This window comes from Shewanella sp. SNU WT4 (assembly GCF_006494715.1).
GTDB lineage: Bacteria > Pseudomonadota > Gammaproteobacteria > Enterobacterales > Shewanellaceae > Shewanella.
Genome location: NZ_CP041151.1, coordinates 3,861,463 through 3,882,084, shown reverse-complemented (window position 1 = coordinate 3,882,084; position 20,622 = coordinate 3,861,463). Strand labels below are relative to the sequence as shown.

The following is a 20,622-nucleotide window of genomic DNA, read 5'->3' as shown; positions in this document are numbered from 1 at the left end:
AGGACTTGATGCCATCGCTATTAATTCAGAGCTTGTGGTTGGCTATACATTTCTTGCGCTAATGCCAATAAGGCCTTAGCGGCGGGAGTTAACGCCAGCTGCTCACGCCAAATCAGCGCTAAGTTCCAAGTGGTTTCGCCGCAAATAGGTTTAAAGGCTAATTTACGCCCAGGTAATTGCGCGCAAATTGGCTCAGGTAAGATTGCCAGCCCCATATTGGACTCTACCATAGAGGCGATAAAGTCCCATTGGCCACTGCGAAACGCCACATTAAGGTTTACGCCAGCTTGCAGGCTTAAGCGCGTTAACAGCTTAGCCAGCGAGAAATCTTCGTTGTACATAATAAATGGATGATCGGCAAAATCTTGCCAACATAAGCTGCTCTTGCTGTTGAGCGGATGGTCTGTCGGAATACAGGCGAGTAAAGGATATTCTTTAAGCGGTTGACTTAAAAACTCATCATGGCTGGTCGGCAGTGCGGTAAAGGCAATATCGAGCGCGTCTTTGAGCAAAGCTTGCTCGCAGCCGTAACCGCCGTATTCAGACATTTCTAACTGAATGGCCGGATAGCGGCGTCTAAATTCCGTCAGCAAGTCAATGGTGAGCGAACTCATCATAGGGCATATGCCTAAACGTAATTGTCCTGACTTGAGTCCGCGGCGGTTAGTTAACTCTTCTTGTAGACGATGCCATTGACCAAGCATCTGAGTGGCGCTATCGACCAATAATACGCCCGCAGGGGTCAGGGCTACCCTTTGGTTGTTACGAACCAGCAGCGGCTCCCCTAGACTCTCTTCTAAGCGTTGAATAAGCTTAGTTAAGGTAGGTTGGGTAAGGAAAAGCTTCTCTGCGGCGCGGGTATAGTTGCCCATCTCAGCTAAGGTTAAAAAACAGCGCAAACTCTTAAGAGGAACATTCATGCCAAAATGGAATCCAAAATAATCAGAGCATGCAGTTTACGCTGGCGCTTGCTGAATTTCTGCACTATTGCCGCAAAGTGTGATTTGGCTCAATTCAATAATGGGTGTTCAGGCGGCAACTGTTTACTTATCCACACTACCAATCTGTGCTTAATTTGTGGACCGTCTTCTTTGTCTTGGGGGAGGGCGATAATGAGCTTATCTTGCACTAATAGGCGATAGATGATTTCGGCTTTCTGTGGGTCACTCAGCGGGATTTCGGGAAGGGAGTAACCGCGTTTTAAGGCATAGGCTAAACCTATCTTAATTGCCGTTTTAAATAGCTGCGCATCATGTTTATTTTTCTTCATTGCGTACCGCCTTAGGTTTTATTGACACCATACGCTGAACACTGGCTATTGACCAGTATCAGCGGCTAAGTGATAGGTACCGTGCATTCCAAATGGTTATCATATCTATGGTATTAATTCATTTTACCTATTGCGCGCGGTTGCGTATTCTAGCCCCATCTTGATTGAACAAGGAAATGGCAATGCCAACATTTGAAGGTTTATGGGTTAGCGCTCTATGGTCGTCAGTGGTGGATATCAGCGCGGTTTCCTTACCCTCGGTTCAAGTGTCAGAGGATCCTGTTGAGGACGCTGACAAACTTGCTACAGAGAGTGAATAGCTCATTCTTGATCGTCGTTTATTTGGTTACATTGCATATTTGGTATAAAAACCTTTTTTCGCCTCAGACTTGTTCTGAGGCTTTTTTTTAAGTTTTTTTTGCCATAAAAAACAACCACCCAAGGGTGGTTGTTGATTAACGCTATAGCCACCTAAGCTCGGCGCTTAATGTGGCTTAGTGATGAATATAGCTTAGTGGTTAAAGCTGTTTTCCACTATGGCTTGCTTATTATCGGCTTGCGGCACGTGGCACTGGGTACAGAAGTAGTTCTGACCATTTAAAGTACCTTTATCATCAATCACATGTGACTTAGCAACTGGCGTTGCCTTCATGCGAGTCGCTTTATCCCAGCTATGACAATTCATGCAGCTATTTTTATCTATGGTAATGCTGTAATCGGCTTTATGCGGAATTAATGGCGGCTGCTCTTGATAATCGCGCGCTAATGATTTGCCGCGGCTTGGATACTCAGGCATGGCATCGGCTGGGCGCACATCTTCAATGCGACTATCGCCACCAAGGGATGTGACTTTCACCGGCTCACCAGTAGCGAGTTTTTCTTGTCCTGAACAGGCGGTTAAGCTTAAGGCGAAAAGTGCCAAGGTAATGAGTTTTTTCATGGTGTAATCTCCGCCTTTTCGGCTGTTGTGTTAACTTGGTTTGACGTCAGCGCTTTGCCATTGTTGGGCGTGTTGCACTGAAGTCGATAATGAAATACTTGCTGGTGACACACATCGATGCAGCGTCCACATAAGCTGCAATCACTGCTAGTGATCTTAATGGTTTCGCCTTTTAGGGCCGGTTTTAATACCTGCGGCTCAGGGCACACATCAAAGCAATCCATGCACATGTCGCACGCTTTGGGCTTGCTTGCCATACGCACTACACTGAGTTTGCCAAGCAGACTATAAAGGGCGCCAGTTGGACATAAATGGCCACACCAAGCGCGCTCACTGATAAATAAATCAACCATAAATATCAGTGCCAATAACCATAAGCTGCTAACACCGCCGAACAATAACGCGCGATATAGCAAAGGCACTGGATTGAGCCACTCCCACGCCAGCACCCCAGTCAGCAAAGGTAAGCCTAATACCAAAGCTAAGAGGTAATACTTAAGGCGGCGATCAAGCTTAGTGGTTTTAGGTAAGCGCCAGCGCAATCGTAAATAGGCTGCTAAATCAGTGACTAGATTCACTGGGCACACCCAACTGCAAAAGCTGCGTCCGCCTAACACCCCATAAAAGCCTGCAATAATGCCAGCGCCTAGCAATAAGCTTGGGGCCCAGTGACCTGCCATTAAGGTTTGCAGGCTCACTAAAGGATCGCTCAATGGCACAGTATCTAAAATCATACTGGCCGATAAGTTACCTTTAATCAGCCACCAACCGCACCAAGGGCCAATGGCGAAAGTGCTAAACACTATGAGCTGACTGAGCCTGCGCAGTATTAGCCATTTTGGCCAACGTGGCTTAGCGCTTACTTGTGGCTGACTCATGGTTTAAACCCCTGATTTAGCATGTCTAAGGTTGTGCTTTCAGTGTCTTGGTAAGTGTCGTGATCATCAGCCTTACCTGTGGCTAACGCCGTAGGTAATACCTTGATGGCAGGCGTGCTGAGGACGCACGCATGCTCGCACTTACCGCAACCTGTACACAATTCAGGGTTCACTGTGGGAATAAACTCAGCATGGTGACCACTGCGCGCATTATGCTGCTTGATGAGCACTATCGCTTCATCTATGAGTGGGCAGACGCGATAACAGACATCGCATCTTAATCCCCTAAAGTTAAGGCAATTAACTTCATCGATTAATACCGCTGTCCCCATTTTTGCCGCAGTGATATCGGTCAGAGTTGGGTCAAGCGCCTTCGATGGGCAAGCTTTAACGCAAGGAATATCTTCACACATTTCGCATGGCACGCTGCGCGCCGCAAACCAAGGCGTGCCAGTGGCAGCGCCATCAAACCAGCGAGCAAGATGCAAGGTATCGTAAGGGCAAGCCTCTACACATAAGCCGCAGCGCACGCAGGCCGATAAAAAATCGGCTTCCGTGCCAGCCCCTGGTGGGCGCAGTGCTTGCGCCGCTAACGGGCTTGATAGCGCAAGGCTAGTGATTCCGCTACCGGCTAAAGCGACCACGCAACCCGTTTTAGCCGCAGACGCCAAAAATTGGCGGCGGTTAACTTGGGTCGGGGTGAGTTTGGCTTTAGACATCAAGATTCTCGTCGGGTTTGCGTTTAAGAGGCCAATCAAGGCCTCTTATCTTGTGATTGCGCTGATTTTACACTGAGATTACGCAGTGATTTTAGTGACTTTTACCGGGCACTTTTTATAGTCGGTTTCTTTTGATAACGGGTCGGTGGCATCAAGGATTAACTTGTTGACTAACTGACGCGCATCAAAGAACGGCATGAAGACTACGCCTTGTGGTGGCTTGTTACGGCCTTTGGTCTCAACGCGGGTACGCACTTCACCGCGAGGCGAGGCCACCATTACTTCATCGCCGCGCTGCAGACCGCGATCTTTAGCATCTTGTGGGTGCATAAAGATTTGGGCGTCAGGGTAAGCGCGGTGCAGTTCAGGGACGCGGGCCGTCATTGAACCTGTGTGCCAATGTTCAAGTACGCGGCCAGTACTCATCCACAAGTTGTATTCACTGTTTGGCTCTTCAGCAGCAGGCTCATATGGCAGGGCGAAAATCACTGCTTTACCATCTGGCTTACCGTAGAAGTTAAAGCCTTCACCTGGTTTAACATAGGGATCTGAACCTTCGACATAACGGCGCAGAGTCTCTTTACCGTTAACCACTGGCCAGCGCATCCCGCGGCTTTCGTGGTAAGCGTCAAAGTTCGCTAAATCATGGCCATGGCCACGGCCAAAGGCAGCATATTCTTCGAATAAGCCTTTTTGAACGTAGTAGCCAAAGTAGTCACTTTCATCGTTAAGCTTTGACTTGCAATCACTTTGTGGGAATTTATCAATCACGCCGTTTTTGAAGATGATGTCATACAGAGTCTTAGTGGCAAGTTCTGGCTGCTTAGCAATCAGTTCAGCTGGCCACACTTCAGCCACAGTAAAGCGCTTGGAAAATTCCATTAATTGCCACAAGTCTGACTTAGCGCCAGTTGGGGCATTAACTTGCTGGTGCCACATATGAGTGCGACGCTCAGCGTTACCGTAGGCGCCTTCTTTCTCAACCCACATAGCGGTTGGCAGAATCAAGTCAGCACTCATAGCGGTAATGGTTGGGTATGGATCTGACACTACGATAAAGTTTTCTGGGTTACGGAAACCTGGGTAAATTTCATCGTTAATGTTCGGGCCAGCCTGCATGTTATTGGTACACATGGTCCAGTAACAATTAAGCTTACCGTCTTTGAGCATACGGCTTTGCAGTACGGCATGATATCCAGGTTTAGCAGGAATAGTGCCGCTTGGCACTTGCCAGGCTTTCTCACAAATTTCTCTGTGCTTGTCGTTGGTCACAACCATGTCAGCTGGCAGGCGGTGAGCAAAGGTACCTACTTCACGGGCAGTACCGCAAGCGGATGGTTGACCTGTCAGTGAGAATGGGCTGTTACCTGGGGTGGCAATCTTGCCGGTCAACAAGTGTATGTTATACAACATGTTGTTAGCCCATACGCCGCGAGTATGCTGGTTAATCCCCATGGTCCACAGACTCATGATCTTAATGCTTGGGTCAGCATAGGCTTGAGCCATTTGCTCTAACTGTTCAATCGGTACGCCACTCATTTGTGAGGCGTAATCGGCCGTGTATGGCTTTAAGAATTCAGCGTATTCAGCAAAGCTGATGGCACTTGAGCCACCATCGCCTGGATTTTTGGCTTTTTGCTCTAATGGATGCTCAGGGCGCAGGCCATAACCAATATCATCGACGCCTAAGGCAAACTTAGTGTGCTTGTTAACGAAGTCTTTGTTAACTGCGCCGTTTACTATGATGTAGTTGGCAATATAGTTGAGGATCACTAAGTCAGATTGCGGCTTAAACACCATGGCGTTATCGGCCAAGTCAAAGCTGCGGTTAGTGAAGGTTGAAAGTACATGTACCTTGCCATTAGGATTGCTCAGGCGGCGATCCGATAAACGCGCCCACAATACTGGGTGCATTTCGGCCATGTTAGCGCCCCACAATACAAAGTGGTCAGCGGCTTCTAAGTCGTCATAACAACCCATAGGCTCATCCATACCAAAGGTACGCATAAAGCCCACTACCGCCGATGCCATGCAGTGACGAGCATTGGGGTCTATGTTGTTGGTACGAAAGCCTGCTTTGTGCAGTTTAGCGGCGGCATAGCCTTCCCAAACCGTCCATTGGCCTGAACCAAACATACCAATGGCAGTCGGGCCTTTAGTGGCTAAGGTGTGCTTCCAGTTTTGTGCCATAACATCAAAGGCGGTATCCCAGCTCACTGGCGTAAACTCACCTTCTTTATGGTATTGGCCATCTTTCATGCGCAGTAACGGCGTCGTTAAACGGTCCTTGCCATACATGATTTTTGATAAGAAATAGCCTTTGATACAGTTCAGCCCGCGGTTTACTGGGCTTTCTGGGTCACCTTTGGTGGCCACAACTTTACCCTCACGGGTACCCACTAATACGCTACAACCGACACCGCAAAAGCGGCACGGGGCTTTATCCCAGCTGATGTCATTGTTTTGCTCGGCGGCCTCAACCATACGGATTGGCAGGCTCACTCCGACAGCGGTAGCTGCGGCAACGGCGGCATTGGCTTTTATAAACTCGCGACGACTGATGCTCATGGTGTGATCTCACTTGGTTGTTCCAGGTTATCGACCTGGTGATATATCAAACTGCTAGACAGGACGCCGGGCAGGGAGTTGATGATTTCCACATTATCTAAAATCAGCCCTTGCCGATTGGCCTCTAGCGTCACAATTAACTTGCCCTCAGGGGAAGTGGCATGCAACTCAGCGCCTTCAAGCGCACTGATTTGTCGTTGTAATTCGGCCAGTTCATTGACACTGGCGTGCACGACTAAGCTGGTAATATGGTATTCGCCTGACATTGGCAATCCTCGAAAATAGGCAATCTCAGCGCTTAATAATTAAGCTGCGAGAAAGAATGAGTTAAGTGTATGCCTGCTAAAGCGCAGCGATATACCTAATCAGAGGTAATAGAAATGTTTCTTGATTGTGATCATGTTTTTGGGTGTGATCGCCATCAAAAATATCAATCTTAACGCTGAATTAGCTAATTTTTGCGGCTTGATTTATAGCATTTAGCTAAGTGCTTGAACACTTATTTAGCGGCCAATTTATAAGCTCATTTGATAGTTATGCTGGCGGGGTTTTATGCCTTGTTGGCGAGGGCTATGCTAGGGATATGCTAGGGCGCCTAAGTGTAACACTTGGCTCTGGAATGGAGCTTTCGAGTACCAGCTTAAATAAAAACACACTAAAAGTCAGGGGTGACCTTTAGTGTGTTTATTAATGTTAATAGCGGCATTAAGAGTGAAGACTCTTAAGCTCTGCCATTAAAGAATAGTTGAGGCCATTTTGCGGCGCAGATAAGCAATTTGCTGCATGTGCGGTAAATCTTTCGGGCAGTTATCTTGGCAGCCCAGCAAGGTCATGCAACCAAATACGCCATCTTGATTACCAATCACATGGTAGAAATCATCAGCGGTGCGGCTATCGCGGCTATCCATTTCAAAGCGAGCGATTTTCATCAGGCCAACGGCGCCGACAAAGGTATCGCGCATTTGCTTAGTGGCGCAGGCAGATACGCACACGCCACATTCAACGCAGCGCTCAAGCTCATAAATCCGCGCCGCTTCTTCTGGAGCCATAGGATCTTCCAATCTATGGATATCTTGATCTTCAGGCTTAGGATGCAGCCACAGCTGCAAACGCTCGGCGATTTCGCGCATAAACTTACCGGTATTTACCGATAAATCACCAATCAATTCAAAGCCTGGCAGTGGCATTAAGATGATTTCGCCATCAGGATAATTGGCGGTTAAGGTGCGACACGCCAGTGTCGGCAAACCGTTAATCACCATAGCGCAGCTGCCACAAATACCGGCGCGGCAAACAAAATCAAATTGCAGCGATGGGTCTTGATGCTCGCGCAGTTGATTTAAGGCGATGAACACTGTCATGCCTGGCGTTTCAGTGATCTGATAACGCTGCATCTTCGGCTTATCTTGGCTATCTAACGGATCGTAACGGAAGATGTTGATATTAATTTGACGGCTCATAATGGGTTATTTCCTGCCGGTTGAGATGGAATTGTGGTTAAGGTATCGGTTAAGCGCTCGTTCGGCGCTTGCAAATGGCTTGGCAAGTCAAAAGGCATTAATGCCCGTTGCACGGCATATCTATCGGCATCGTCACCTAAGTCTGCAAGCACTTCTTTGATAGCTTGCTGGCGCTTTTCAGTGTCAGGATGAGGGATAGTATTGTCGTTGCCATAACCGCGATATCCAGGTGGCAATTCCATTTTCATTACATCTAAGGCTTCATAATGCAGTACTGGCTCTAAGGCGTTGGCATCTGGCCAAGTGGCCAAAGTGCGGTTGAGCCAATCTCTATCGTTACGCTGCGGATAATCTTCCCGTGAATGGGCGCCGCGGCTTTCAGTGCGGGCAGCTGCGCCGCAAGCAACGGTTAGGGCTACGCGTAGCATACGAGTGACGCGCAGCGCTTCTACCAGTTCAGGGTTGGCGTGGCGTTTTTTACAGGTGAGACCAAGATTCTTAGCGCGTACTAATAAGGCTTTAAGCTCAGTTACAGCTTTTTCAAGCTCTGGGCCATTACGGAAAATACCCACATAATTCATCATGATACGCTGCATTTCATGCTTAATCTTGAATGGGTTTTCTTCGCCATTGCCATCGACCAGTTGGTCGATTTCGCTTTTCAGCTGAGTGCCAAACTGTTCAATCAGCTTAGTATCGATTTCTAAATGGTTTTGCTCACAAAAATCAGCCACGTATTTGCCGATAATCATGCCGCCCACCACAGTTTCTGCCACCGAATTACCGCCTAAACGGTTAAAGCCGTGCATGTCCCAACAAGCCGCTTCGCCAACGCTAAACAAGCCTTTTAGCTGCGGACTTTCACCGGTGGCGTTAGTGCGCACACCGCCCATAGAATAATGCTGGGTTGGGCGCACTGGGATCCAGTCTTTACAAGGGTCGATACCTAAGAAGTACTCGCAAATCTCTTTTACTTCACGCAGGTTATTTTCAATATGATCGCGGCCAAGCAAGGTGATATCTAGCCATAAATGCGGGCCATACGGGCTATCAACGCCTTTGCCTTTACGCATATGTTCTGTCATGCGCCGTGATACTACGTCCCGTGAGGCAAGCTCTTTCTTTTCAGGCTCGTACTCAGGCATAAAGCGATAACCGTCTTTATCCCGCAAAATACCGCCATCACCGCGGCAACCTTCAGTGGTTAAAATGCCTGCTGGCACAATGGCAGTAGGGTGGAATTGCACCGCCTCCATGTTGCCTAAGGTGGCAACACCGGTATCGAGCGCTAAGGCTTGGCCTATGCCTTCACAAATAGTGGCGTTGGTGGAGATTTCATAAATCTTGCCATAACCGCCAGTGGCGATAGTGGTAGATTTGGCCACATAGGCACGCAGCTCACCTGTGATTAAGCAGCGGGCAATTACGCCATGGCAGCGCTTGCCGTCATGAATAAGCGATAAGGCTTCAATGCGCTCATGCACTGGGACGCCCATGGAAATTGCTTGGTTATCTACCGCGTACAGTAATGAGTGACCTGTGCCATCGGCGGTATAACAAGTACGCCATTTTTTGGTGCCACCAAAGTCGCGGGCATTGATTAAGCCATGGGCTTCTTCCGCTTCATTCAGTGTGACCTTTTGGGCGTTCATGATCACTTCGCGTGGGCCGGCGGAAATCCGTGACCAAGGCACGCCCCAGTGAGTTAATTCGCGAATGGCTTTAGGCGCGCAGTGGGCAAACATTCGAGCTACGTCTTGATCGCAGCCCCAGTCAGAACCCTTTACGGTATCGTGAAAATGCACGTCTTCGTTATCGCCCATGCCCTTGACAGTATTGCCAAGGCTGGCCTGCATGCCGCCTTGCGCGGCGGCTGAATGTGAGCGCTTAGCGGGAATTAACGATAACACTAAGGTGTCAAGGCCGCGCTCCTTGGTGGCGATAGCAACTCGTAGGCCAGCTAAACCGGCACCAACTACTAATGAGTCTGTATAAATGATTTTCAAATCAAATCCTTATCTAATAATTTAGATAGCTTTTTATTAATCTATCATCGCTTGGTAGCGACTAATGGCTGTAGCTACTACTTCACTTAGGGGAATAAGGTGCCACTGGCTGAGTTAACTCACTGCCAATGGAGATATAAGTGATAAGACTGAGTGAACCTAAGCACAATAAATAGACCAGCAGCACCTTAGCGATATTACGCACTAACGTACGGTTACTACTGAGACCCCATTTCACTATCACTCGGTATAAACCAAATAAACCGTGGATAAGTACTATGGGTAATAGCAGCACATACAGTAACCAAGCGTTGTCGTGATAGACGCGCTCAGCCGACAGATGTGGGCCAATTTCTGGGTTTAAAATCATGGTTCCAAGATGCACTGACACTAAGAAAAACAGCAAGAAGCCGGTCACCATCTGCCAAAACCAAATGCGGGTGTCACCATGTTTAATGTTGACCATAAAGCCACGCAGCGCGCGCCATTGACCAATTTGGACGGGAAAGCGGCGTAAAGCAAAGGCCGCGTGAATTAACACTATGGCTAAAATCACCACAGAAAATATTTGAGTCACTACAGGGATACCATGACCACTTTCAGTAAACATGCCGCCTTCAAGTAGTTGCACTACGTGATAGAAGGCATCTTTACCTAATAAAATGCTCGCCTCAAAATGCATGTGCACTAACAAGAAAGCGCCCAGAATAATACCGGTTAGACTCTGTAAACCATCGGCTTTCGCCGACCATGCTTGGCCAAATGGCCCGCCATTAATCGCGGTAGGGACTCGGTTTTTGGTTGACATCAATTCACCTTTTACTGGCTTGGACTAGGAGTTAATCGCCGCCCCTAGACCCAAGTTTTTCCTGGTTGAGTTAAGCCGTCATCATGCTTGCATGGGTTGACGGCTCGCTTGACCCCTTGATAGCAGGTCACAATATGGCGCTATAACATCATGCCGCCAAATACGAAGCCTAAGGCCACGCTGGTTGCAATAGTGATAACACCTGGGATGAGGAACGGATGGTTAAATACTGCCTTACCAATACGGGTTGAACCGGTATCGTCCATCTCAACCGCTGCTAACAAGGTTGGGTAAGTTGGTAATACGAACAGGGCGCTAACGGCAGCAAATGAAGCAATGGCCGTTAATGGGCTAACACCGATAGCTAATGCCGCAGGCATTAAGGCTTTGGTGGTGGCGCCTTGTGAGTAGAGCAGCATAGAAGCAAAGAATAAGGCAACGGATAACATCCAAGGTTGGGTTTCCAGTAAGCTGCCTGATAACTCTTTAATTTCGTTGATATGATTAGATACGAAGGTATCGCCTAACCAAGCTACACCTAATACGCACACACAAGCAGACATGCCTGATTTAAAGGTGGCGGCGTTAGAGATTTCACCAGCATCTACGCGGCAGAAAATGGTGATGGCGGCAGCGGCCGTCAGCATGATCACCATAATGGCTGAGTCACGTGGCAGCACAGGGTTAGAGATTAAGCCAACCATGTCAGAAATCGCAGTGGCGTAAGCCATAACGGTGGCAATCGCCACTAAGAAAATGAGCACTGAACGCTTGGCGCAAGGCTGGATTTCCACTTTAGTTTTGCCGCGGATTTTCACTAAGCCTTTAGCTAAACGATCTTGATAGATAGGATCGTCAGCCAGTTCCTTACCCATTAAATTGGCAACGACAGCGCCGACCATACAAGCGATAAAGGTTGATGGAATACAGATAGCCAGCAGCACTAAATAATCAACGCCAAGTGGATCTAAGATGCCAGAGAAAAATACTACTGCCGCTGAAATCGGTGAGGCAGTAATCGCAATTTGCGATGCAACCACAGCAATTGATAATGGGCGTGATGGACGAATGCCTTGCTCTTTAGCCACTTCAGCAATCACGGGTAAGGTCGAAAATGCTGTGTGACCAGTACCTGCGAACAGGGTCATAAAATAGGTGACCACAGGCGCTAAAAAGGTGATTTGCTTTGGGTGACGACGCAATAATTTTTCAGCTTGTGCTACTAAATAGTCCATACCGCCAGAGACTTGCATAGCAGCAATGGCAGTAATTACCGCCATGATGATAAGGATTACATCGATAGGAATTGAGCCTGGGGTTAAGCCTAAGCCCATAGTTAAAATAAGAACGCCTACACCGCCAGCAAAGCCTATGCCCATGCTGCCCATGCGAGCTCCGAGGAAAATCGCGCCGAATAGCACGACTAATTCTAGTATTATCATGATTTTAGCTCTTTTTTGTTGTTTTTATCCTTGAGCAGTTTCGAATGCCTGCTAAGGTCTCTCTGGTTTGTTCATCCGTTGCTTTAAGTGGTGGGCTGAGAGTTATCTCAGCCCGAGTCATCAAGAGTTACGCTTTGCTTAACTTGCGCTTGGCCTGATATTTAGGATTCATGAGGTTTTCAACTGACAAAATCTCATCAAGTTCTTCGGCGGTTAATAGGCCGCGCTCTAGCACGACTTCACGCACATTCTTGCCGGTTTGAGCGCAAATCTTGCCAATAATATCGCCTTCATGATGACCTAAAATTGGGTTCAGATAAGTCACAATGCCGATAGAGTTCATCACATGGCTCATGCAGATTTCTGGGTTGGCGGTAATGCCAGAGACGCATTTCTCGCGCAGCGATACACACGCATTGCCCAGTAAACTTAACGACTCAAACATGGCCTGACCAATCACAGGCTCCATCACGTTAAGCTGTAATTGACCGGCTTCTGCCGCCATAGTGATAGTGATGTCATTGCCAACAATCTTAAAGGCCACTTGATTGACAACCTCTGGGATCACAGGATTAACCTTGGCTGGCATGATGGATGAACCGGCTTGCAGTTCTGGCAGATTAATCTCTTTAAGGCCGGTGCGTGGACCAGATGACAGTAAGCGTAAATCGTTACAAATCTTCGACATTTTAACTGCCATGCGCTTAATGGCACTGTGCAGCATGACGTAAGCGCCGCAATCTGAGGTCGCTTCAATTAAGTCATCGGCAGGCACATAAGCGCGGCCAGTGATTTCAGCCAGACGCTGAATGGCTAAGCTTGAGTAGCCTAATGGCGTGTTAAGACCGGTACCAATAGCGGTTGCGCCTAAGTTCACTTCCAATAACAAGCCTTGGCACAGCTTGATAGACTTAATTTCTTCGCGCAGAGTCACGGCAAAGGCATGGAACTCTTGGCCTAAGGTCATAGGCACAGCATCTTGCAGCTGGGTGCGGCCCATCTTTAATACAATTTTGAATTCTTTGGCTTTAGCATCGAAGGCATCGATGAGATCAGACAAAGTTTCAAGCAACAGATCGGTACTATTGATGACGGCAATACGGAAACCCGTTGGGTAAGCGTCGTTGGTAGACTGGCTCTTATTGACATGATCGTTAGGGTTAATCACATCGTAACGGCCTTTTTCAAGACCCATGAGCTCAAGCGCTACGTTGGCAACCACTTCATTGGTGTTCATATTGACTGAAGTACCAGCGCCGCCTTGATAAACATCGACAGGGAATTGATCAATAAATTTGCCAGTCGTTAAAATTAAATCGCATGCCGCAATAATCTTATCGGCAACTTCTTGGCTTATTGCGCCTAATTCACTATTGGCCATGGCGGCCGCTTTTTTAGTGATAACCATACCGCGGACTAATTCAGGAACATCCGAAATTTTTTGATGACTGAGCTTAAAGTTCTCGATGGCACGCAGGGTGTGAATGCCGTAATAACACTGATTGGATACTTCTTTGGTGCCCAATAAGTCTTCTTCTAACCGTACGCTATTAGTATCTTTCATTTCAATCCTATTAAATCAGGTTAATAGTAAAATGCTTATCCGAATATTGAGTGTCGGGAAGTGTTACTTAATTCAGAACAACACTTAAATTACTCATCGAATTTATGAAGGAGAGTGTCTCCTTAGCAACGCAAAACAAGCTTACCTTGATTGGAATAACAGAATGTCGAGCATGATCACTTAACTAGGCTTAATTGGTTGTTTGTTGTATTTGTTAGATAAAGCTCGCAACTTCGCGGCTAATGTGAGCCGTTACTTAATAATGACTAATCCTTAAGTGATAGTGCTATCTATTGCCTGAAAAATGGTTTAATCCGCGTGTTAAGGCTAATTTCACCGAATATCTAGGCGATTACTTGCGGTTTTAGTTATTTTTTCATTAAATTTAAGTCACCTTCAGTACTTCTTATTCGTTAATTTAGCGTTATCCTCTGATTTGCGTGCCTTAAACATTATTAGTTAGCATAATTAACTGCTAAGGTGATCTGCTTTAAAAATTATTTATGACAATAAGTGACAGCAAAAAATGGCTAATTAAAATAAATTGCCAATGCGTAAATTAGCTGTGACTTATGTTTGGCACTATATTAATGGTTAAATTATGGTTTATGCCGCAATGGCATAAAGTTAATTTGAAAAAGGTATTAATAAAAAATTAATTGAGTTAGCCAACGCTAATTGTTGAAAGTGATAATTTACCTGGCGCAGACTGCATTTTATTCATTCGGATAAGTTTTATTTATGAGTTTTTTATATTTAATGCAATCAACTTCCGTGAGTGACTCATTAACCTCAAGGTCAACATTGGTATTTTAAGCAATGAGCCGACGGCTGTTAATCAAAACCATCAATCTTGGACTCGCCGTTATGCGCTGGCATTTAAGTCTTGGCCATCGACAGTTTAACTAACCAAAAACTTAGTGCTAATTCGCTGAGATATTTATGCCAACTCCTCACGTTGCTCAGTACAGCAAAGAAATCGGGCCCAACTGGTTTGCCTCTGTCATGGGCACTGGCATTATTGCCAATGCAGCGGTGGGATTACCGTTATTTGGTGAAAGACTCCAAGGTTTTGCCATCGTGGTATGGGTCATCGCCGCGCTAATGCTAGTGCTATTACTTGTGCTTAAAGTGACTCAAGCCATAGCTCGCCCCCATGTATTGCGTCGCCAATTTAATGATGGCGTGATGGCGCAGTTTTTTGGCGCGCCGCCCATGGCTATGTTAACTGTGGCTGGCGGCGCTGTGCTGGTTGGGCATCACGTGTTGCCGCCAAATATCGCTATTAATATTGCCTGGGTGCTATGGTCACTTGGCACTATCGCAGGCGTGTTGACCGCGATTGTCATTCCTTATTTGCACTTTACCCGTTATGAAATGCAACAGGATGCGGCCTCTGGCGGCTGGTTAATGCCTGTGGTGCCGCCTATGGTGTCGGCCACGATAGGCGCCTTGTTAATTCCCCATGCGAGTAGTTTAGCGCTGCAGCAAAGCTTGCTCTATGGCTGCTACGCCTTGTTTGGCTTAAGTTTGCTGGCATCTCTTATTATTATCACCTTAATTTGGAGCCGCTTAGCTCACTCAGGTTCTTCTGGTAGCGCCCGCGTGCCAACCTTATGGATAGTCTTGGGGCCACTTGGTCAGTCCATCACGGCCATAGGCAGTTTAGGTGTGGTTGCTATGCAGGTCTTGCCGGCGCCATTAAGCGTTAGTTTTCATACCATGGCGTTACTCTATGGCGTGCCTGTGTGGGGGTTTGCTGTGTTTTGGTCCATGATAGCGGCGCTGCTGACGCTGCGATCAATCTATCGCAACATGCCGTTTGCCTTAACTTGGTGGGCATTTACCTTTCCTGTGGGCACTTGCGTGACGGGAACGACGCAATTGGCGCACTACACTGGCCTTGATATGTTCACTTGGGGCGCAGTGGCCTTATTTATTGGCTTATTGTGTGCTTGGTTGATTGCCACGCTTGGCACCATTCGTGGCTTAAAGCATGGGCGGATTTTACTGGTGCCGACGGCGGCGCCTGCGATTAAGGCGCAAAAAATGCGCCTAAGCCGACTAAATCACTCAGAACTCCTAAGTCCAAGTCTAAGTTCTAGCGCCTTTTAATAACCTGTGAGCTCCATATAGCCAACGCCTTGGTGAGTGCCGGTAAGAGTGACCGGTCCTTCCCAATAGCGAATCGATAATGGCATTAAGGCGTTAGTGTTGAGCGCACTGACAGTGACATCAATCTGATGTTTCGCGACTTCGACTTGCCATGCTACGGGTATGGTTTTGCCATCTATGTCATGGGTTTCTAGCGCTGTGACTTTTATGTCACTTGATGTCAAACTTTCGCCTTGACCGTCGCGGTGCATTAAGCGGCCGGCATAAAAGTGAGCTTGCTCACTGCCATCACCTCGTAGCTGAAATAGCATTAGCGCTGTATCTTGATTTAAGCGCAGTGCAAACCAGTCCCAGCCTTGCTGGCCTTGGGTTAAAAACTGCGAGCTCCACTCTCTATCAAGCCAAGCTTGACCTGTCACTGGCACCACTTTGCCTTCAATAGTCACTTCACCACTAACATCAATAAACGGCTGGCTGTAATAGTGCGAGGCAACAGTGCCATCGGCGCTTTTAATGCTATAGCCATTAGTGCCTTGCAGTTGATAGGGCGCTTGGCTGTTTAGTTGCAGTTGATAGCTAAAGGCTTCATCGCGACCATTAAGTGTGGCGGGGAACAAGTCATTGCTAGCGCTACGCCACTGCCAATCATCAATAAATACGCGTAGCGGCGAGCTAGCCACCCCTGCTAATTGGGGGTGGCCGCGGGACCAACGTTCACTGGCAAGATGCTGCTTTTGGGTAGTGACAGCGCTATGGGCTAGGTATAGCTGCTCAGTCGCCCAAGCATTGGGGCTGGGAGCATTAACACTTTCGCGCTCTGGCGCTGGGCTTGTGGCTGTCGCGACTCGAAACTGCGTCCATTGTAGCCCTAAGCTTTCGCCTTGCTCGGTAGTCAGGTTAGCAGTGAGATACCACCACTCAATACGATAATCATTATGCGCTTGATGATCTTCTGGAAAAACAATAGGAGTTTGCGGCAATACCTTGGCATAGCTTGCTTCATTTGGGTCGTGAGCACCTGAACCCATAAACTTACCCATGCTGTTACTTTCTGGATTACTTATGTCACTTAGATTATCTATTGGTTCGCAGGCTGTGGTTAACAGTAGCGCGCTAAAGATCAGTCTCTTAAGCATTAGAGCACCTCCTGCTGCAAGCTACTGATTAATGGTCGGCGGGTTTGGCGGATTAACGGAATCGCGACGGCAGTGGCGCAGGCCAATAACGCCAGTAGGCTCACCTGCACATAGGCCCACCAATCCCACACCATGACTATGCTCCAGCCAAACGCTTGCAGGGTGACTTTATGTATGAGTAACCAGCCAAGGATGGCGCCTGCCGGCAATGCCAAGAGGCAAGTCATTAATACCATTAGCAGCATTTGTATGCTCACCATGGCAAACAGTTGCGGGCGAGGCACACCTAAGGCGTAGAGGCGCGCCAGTGGCGCTTGGCGGTTTTGCATGAGCATCATGCTGGCACTAAAGAGACCAATGGCGGCAACGATTAAGGTCAAGCTGTTAAGTACGACGGTAATAGAAAAAGTGCGTTTAAACAGTTTAATCGCTTCGGTTTTTATCTTGCCTTGGCTGTACATCATGGCGCTAGCTATGCCTTGCTGTTGCAACTGTAATTGCAATTGCTCGATATCGCCTTGCCAGTTCACGGCAAAGTTGCGCTGCTTATTGGATAGCCCTGCCTTTTGCCATAGGCCTTCACTTATCATCACTTCGCCTAAGGGTTTGCCATAGTCATAATAAATAGCGCTGACGGTTAGACCCTCGGGGAACAAGTGTTCAGTAGCACCTAATTGCAGGCGATCGCCAACCTTGATGTTATGCCTTAATGCCAAGGGCTCGCTTAGCATTAGGCTTTGACCTTGGAGCAGTTCTTCCCAGTGTGTTGCGCTCGCCGCTTTGATAGATACCGTTGCCTGCATAGCCTCATCATCGCGGGCTAACAGCATGACTCTATGGCGCGGCAATGCAAGCGCGGCGCCATTTTGAGTTAATGAGCCTTCACTTTGAATATCGCCTTGAATATCGCTTTGATGAGAGAGGCTTATATGGCTAAAGCCTTCCCATTGAATAGATACACTATTAATGCCTTTGGTTTGGCGCAGCCACTGCTCAATCTTATCTGTGTCATCAGGGTTCGGGCGTATATATAAATCTGCATGGAGGCGATTATCCATCCAAGATTTTAAGGTTTGTTCAAAGCTGCCAACCAAAGTATTCATCGAGACATTAGCGCTTAGCGCCAGTAGCAGCGCCATCATGGCAAGGGCGAGCGGCGCTGTTAGCTCACGGGTTTCGGCCAATAAATACTGAACTAGCCCTTTTGGCGCAAATTTCTCCAGTAAATTAACTAGCCATAACATCAGCTGAGGTAATAGCAAGGGCATAGCTAACGTCAGCACGCCAAGGAGCGCTAAGCTGTAGCGATAATCTGTGCTGAAAGGGATGAGCGCCGCTGCGCCAGACATTAAGATGCAAGCCGTTATAAATTGCAGTTTGTGGCTGCGATACTGAATAAGGCTTTGAGTATATTGAGTGCCAGCGCGGGCTAATGATTGCGTTGTGAGCGCGCGGTATAAAGGAATGCAGGCAAGTATTGCCGCAGCTAAAGTTAGCGCTATGGCTTCACCTAACCAAGCAAGTTGCCAATAACCTGGCAGCAAACGAGCGCCATAGAGTTGCTCCAATGTCATGGCCACCATAGGTTGCAACCATTGGCTCAGTTGCAGCCCTAAAACAAATCCAAGGCTCGCGCCAACGAGCACAAGTAGTAACAGTTCTAGCAGCAATGCCAGCATTAAGGTTTGGCGCGTGACCCCAGCTTGTAGCAATTTAAGCAATAAGCGTTGGCGCTTCATTAGGCTATAGCGAATGCCGTTATAGGCAATAAATAAACCGACCACAAATGCCAGCATGGCCATGGCTTGTAAATTAAGGTGAAAACTGGCGGTAAGCTCAGTTAATGCCTCGCCTTGGTCGCCCATTTTTAAGCTGTTACCTGCACGCAGTAAGCGCTCGACCTGCGCGAGCATCAGTGGGTCGTCAGTCATCACTGCTATATAGCTAAGCCGCCCCGGTAAATTTAATAGCTGCTGCGCCACGCCAATATCTAGCAAGATATTGTGGCCAAGCCCCGCGCTATCAGGCAAAGGTTGTAAGCTGATGGTTTGGCCTGCCAGCACCAATGAGGCTGAGTTATTGCTAGTTTTGTTAGTGGTTTTATTGCCAGTAGCACTGTCTCTTGGTTGATTGACTCCCTTGGCCGTTAACCTGTCAGCCAGACTTTGGCTAACCATGGCGAGCATTTGCCCTTGCAATAAGCGCCCTAAAGGCAAGTCCGGCATGGCATCTTGCTGTTTATCAATATGGCTGTTGGCTGATGCTGAACTCTCTTGGGGGCTGGCTTTTGCGCTTCTTAATTTTGCGCTTCTTAATAGTGCGGTGGCAGCTATGATGTCGCTGCCATTAATCTGCCAGCGCTGCCCTTGGTCATCTAAAACTTGGCCGTCTAATACCGCAAGCACGGGTAAACCTGCTTGTCGCAACACAAAATATTGCGACTCATCTAAAGTGCCCGTCGAGCTTGGTGGCAAGATATACGCTGTGGCTTGGCGACTTAAGAGTTCTGTGGCTTCGCTGTAGCTGCGCACCGCATTTTCATTGGTGGCTTTAACGCCTATGAGTAAAGTGACCGCTAAAATAATGCCGAGCAAAATCGAGCCCGCTTGCAGCGGTTTATGGCGATAATGGGCCAGAAACACCTTAAGGCTCATCAAGCTTAGGGTGAGCGACTCTTTCGTGATAAGCATGACGTTCATGATTTAGGCCTTGAGCACTTGAGTCGGGTAGGCGTTAGGCTCTGAGCTTAAGTGCTGCAGTATTTCAACTTGAGGCAATGCAACTTGAGGTAATTCAACTTGGGGTAATTCCAAGAGTTTGCCTTCTCTTAATTGCCAATGGCGCTGCATAAAGCTGGCGCACTCCATGGAATGCGTCACCATTAAAATGGAGCTGCCAGCTTCAGCGGCAAGTTCTCGCAGTAGCTCAATGACTTGCAAACCTACTTGTCTATCAAGATTACCGGTGGGCTCATCGGCCAGTAACAACTTAGGTTGATGGGCTAGGGCGCGCGCGACGGCAACACGCTGTTGCTGGCCGCCAGACAGTTGCTCTACGCTGCGATGACTAAGATTGGTGAGTTCAAGTTTATTGAGGAGATGATCGCACCAAGGGGTCCATTCTTGACCAAGTAAGTGCAGGGGAAAGGCAATGTTATCTTTGACGTTAAGGGGGGTGAGTAAGTTAAATTGCTGAAACACCACGCCAAGGTGGCGGCGGCGAAAATCGCTCCAGCGTGCATCTTTCCAATGCAAGGTGGATTCACCGTCTAAAAACAGCTGACCGCTATCAGCAAATTCAAAGCCAGCCATTAAATTAAGTAAGGTACTTTTTCCGCTACCACTGGGGCCCGTGAGCGCCACAGTTTCCCCTTGAGCTAAGCTCAAGCTGACATTATTTAAGACGCCATGATAATCCGCACCATCATTAAAGCCCTTACTGACACTATCGACTATCACAAGTTCAGCCACGACCACTTCCTGTGTTGAGAGCATTCTCTGATAAGATAACTGAATGATTTTTATGCGCCAACTAATTATTTTGTGAGAGCTGTTCGATTTTTGATCGACAGGTTTTGCGCGGCTGCATTCTTGCTTGTCATTAGGGGGCAAACGCGGCACTATTCTCACCTTGTCGCTTAGGCGACTATCCGTTCGGATGAAGGTAGCAGGAGAGTGGGGAATTGACCCCACACCGACGAGGCAACTTCTTGCCAC

General features: G+C 47.8%; 16 protein-coding genes. 1 reads left to right on the top strand and 15 read right to left on the bottom strand.

Annotated features, from left to right (window positions below; all coding sequences use genetic code 11):
• Positions 1–20: 20 nt before the first annotated feature.
• The 12 genes from FJQ87_RS17445 to aspA form a co-directional block, all read right to left on the bottom strand.
• Entirely contained in the window at positions 21–920 is a 900-nt protein-coding gene (locus tag FJQ87_RS17445) for a LysR family transcriptional regulator (RefSeq protein ID WP_140933722.1), read from the bottom strand.
• Positions 921–1,009: 89 nt separating this feature from the next.
• Entirely contained in the window at positions 1,010–1,270 is a 261-nt protein-coding gene (locus tag FJQ87_RS17440; protein ID WP_140933721.1) for a DUF5062 family protein, read from the bottom strand.
• 511 nt (positions 1,271–1,781) lie between these two features.
• A complete protein-coding gene (locus tag FJQ87_RS17435) occupies positions 1,782–2,210 on the bottom strand; it encodes a nitrate reductase cytochrome c-type subunit (RefSeq protein ID WP_140933720.1) in 429 nt (142 codons plus the stop codon).
• Complete coding sequence (napH, locus tag FJQ87_RS17430; protein ID WP_140933719.1) at positions 2,207–3,088, bottom strand: quinol dehydrogenase ferredoxin subunit NapH; 882 nt, start codon at positions 3,086–3,088, stop codon at positions 2,207–2,209. The genes FJQ87_RS17435 and napH overlap by 4 nt, the downstream gene beginning before the upstream one ends.
• The gene (gene napG / locus FJQ87_RS17425; RefSeq protein WP_140933718.1) at positions 3,085–3,807 is read right to left on the bottom strand and encodes a ferredoxin-type protein NapG; all 723 of its coding nucleotides are present in this window, start codon (positions 3,805–3,807) and stop codon (positions 3,085–3,087) included. Before napG ends, napH begins: the two co-directional genes overlap by 4 nt.
• 78 nt (positions 3,808–3,885) lie before the next feature.
• A complete protein-coding gene (napA, locus tag FJQ87_RS17420; RefSeq protein WP_140933717.1) occupies positions 3,886–6,375 on the bottom strand; it encodes a nitrate reductase catalytic subunit NapA in 2,490 nt (829 codons plus the stop codon).
• Positions 6,372–6,641 (bottom strand): chaperone NapD, encoded by a 270-nt coding sequence (locus tag FJQ87_RS17415; protein ID WP_140933716.1) that lies wholly within the window; start codon positions 6,639–6,641, stop codon positions 6,372–6,374. Before FJQ87_RS17415 ends, napA begins: the two co-directional genes overlap by 4 nt.
• A 468-nt stretch (positions 6,642–7,109) precedes the next feature.
• On the bottom strand, positions 7,110–7,835 hold the full coding sequence (locus tag FJQ87_RS17410) for a fumarate reductase iron-sulfur subunit (RefSeq protein WP_140933715.1): 726 nt from the start codon (positions 7,833–7,835) through the stop codon (positions 7,110–7,112).
• The gene (locus FJQ87_RS17405) at positions 7,832–9,841 is read right to left on the bottom strand and encodes a fumarate reductase flavoprotein subunit (RefSeq protein ID WP_140933714.1); all 2,010 of its coding nucleotides are present in this window, start codon (positions 9,839–9,841) and stop codon (positions 7,832–7,834) included. The genes FJQ87_RS17410 and FJQ87_RS17405 overlap by 4 nt, the downstream gene beginning before the upstream one ends.
• Before the next feature lie 82 nt (positions 9,842–9,923).
• The gene (locus FJQ87_RS17400; RefSeq protein ID WP_140933713.1) at positions 9,924–10,649 is read right to left on the bottom strand and encodes a fumarate reductase cytochrome b subunit; all 726 of its coding nucleotides are present in this window, start codon (positions 10,647–10,649) and stop codon (positions 9,924–9,926) included.
• A 140-nt stretch (positions 10,650–10,789) separates the two neighbouring features.
• Positions 10,790–12,091: an anaerobic C4-dicarboxylate transporter gene (locus FJQ87_RS17395; RefSeq protein WP_140933712.1), complete on the bottom strand. Its 1,302-nt coding sequence runs from the start codon at positions 12,089–12,091 to the stop codon at positions 10,790–10,792.
• Positions 12,092–12,218: 127 nt separating this feature from the next.
• Positions 12,219–13,655: an aspartate ammonia-lyase gene (aspA, locus tag FJQ87_RS17390; protein ID WP_140933711.1), complete on the bottom strand. Its 1,437-nt coding sequence runs from the start codon at positions 13,653–13,655 to the stop codon at positions 12,219–12,221.
• A gap of 942 nt (positions 13,656–14,597) precedes the next feature.
• Here aspA and FJQ87_RS17385 point away from each other — a divergent pair.
• Positions 14,598–15,770 carry a TDT family transporter gene (locus FJQ87_RS17385; RefSeq protein WP_140933710.1) on the top strand — a complete coding sequence of 391 codons (1,173 nt, stop codon included), beginning with the start codon at positions 14,598–14,600 and terminating at the stop codon, positions 15,768–15,770.
• Here the strand turns inward: FJQ87_RS17385 and FJQ87_RS17380 are convergent.
• From FJQ87_RS17380 to FJQ87_RS17370, 3 genes are read right to left on the bottom strand one after another with little or no spacing between them, the layout of a single operon-like run.
• Positions 15,767–16,906, bottom strand: a complete 1,140-nt coding sequence (locus FJQ87_RS17380) for a lipocalin-like domain-containing protein (RefSeq protein ID WP_140933709.1) — start codon at positions 16,904–16,906, stop codon at positions 15,767–15,769. The genes FJQ87_RS17385 and FJQ87_RS17380 overlap by 4 nt on opposite strands.
• The gene (locus tag FJQ87_RS17375) at positions 16,906–19,605 is read right to left on the bottom strand and encodes an ABC transporter permease (RefSeq protein WP_140933708.1); all 2,700 of its coding nucleotides are present in this window, start codon (positions 19,603–19,605) and stop codon (positions 16,906–16,908) included. Before FJQ87_RS17375 ends, FJQ87_RS17380 begins: the two co-directional genes overlap by 1 nt.
• 3 nt (positions 19,606–19,608) lie before the next feature.
• Complete coding sequence (locus FJQ87_RS17370; protein ID WP_240778773.1) at positions 19,609–20,376, bottom strand: ABC transporter ATP-binding protein; 768 nt, start codon at positions 20,374–20,376, stop codon at positions 19,609–19,611.
• Positions 20,377–20,622 lie beyond the last annotated feature (246 nt).

What these genes read in the sequence shown, in the direction of transcription:
- FJQ87_RS17445 (WP_140933722.1), bottom strand. Translation starts at nt 920, where the DNA reads ATGAATGTTCCTCTTAAGAGTTTGCGCTGTTTTTTAACCTTAGCTGAG.
- FJQ87_RS17440 (WP_140933721.1), bottom strand. Translation starts at nt 1,270, where the DNA reads ATGAAGAAAAATAAACATGATGCGCAGCTATTTAAAACGGCAATTAAG.
- FJQ87_RS17435 (WP_140933720.1), bottom strand. Translation starts at nt 2,210, where the DNA reads ATGAAAAAACTCATTACCTTGGCACTTTTCGCCTTAAGCTTAACCGCC.
- napH (WP_140933719.1), bottom strand. Translation starts at nt 3,088, where the DNA reads ATGAGTCAGCCACAAGTAAGCGCTAAGCCACGTTGGCCAAAATGGCTA.
- napG (WP_140933718.1), bottom strand. Translation starts at nt 3,807, where the DNA reads ATGTCTAAAGCCAAACTCACCCCGACCCAAGTTAACCGCCGCCAATTT.
- napA (WP_140933717.1), bottom strand. Translation starts at nt 6,375, where the DNA reads ATGAGCATCAGTCGTCGCGAGTTTATAAAAGCCAATGCCGCCGTTGCC.
- FJQ87_RS17415 (WP_140933716.1), bottom strand. Translation starts at nt 6,641, where the DNA reads ATGTCAGGCGAATACCATATTACCAGCTTAGTCGTGCACGCCAGTGTC.
- FJQ87_RS17410 (WP_140933715.1), bottom strand. Translation starts at nt 7,835, where the DNA reads ATGAGCCGTCAAATTAATATCAACATCTTCCGTTACGATCCGTTAGAT.
- FJQ87_RS17400 (WP_140933713.1), bottom strand. Translation starts at nt 10,649, where the DNA reads ATGTCAACCAAAAACCGAGTCCCTACCGCGATTAATGGCGGGCCATTT.
- FJQ87_RS17395 (WP_140933712.1), bottom strand. Translation starts at nt 12,091, where the DNA reads ATGATAATACTAGAATTAGTCGTGCTATTCGGCGCGATTTTCCTCGGA.
- aspA (WP_140933711.1), bottom strand. Translation starts at nt 13,655, where the DNA reads ATGAAAGATACTAATAGCGTACGGTTAGAAGAAGACTTATTGGGCACC.
- FJQ87_RS17385 (WP_140933710.1), top strand. Translation starts at nt 14,598, where the DNA reads ATGCCAACTCCTCACGTTGCTCAGTACAGCAAAGAAATCGGGCCCAAC.
- FJQ87_RS17380 (WP_140933709.1), bottom strand. Translation starts at nt 16,906, where the DNA reads ATGCTTAAGAGACTGATCTTTAGCGCGCTACTGTTAACCACAGCCTGC.
- FJQ87_RS17375 (WP_140933708.1), bottom strand. Translation starts at nt 19,605, where the DNA reads ATGAACGTCATGCTTATCACGAAAGAGTCGCTCACCCTAAGCTTGATG.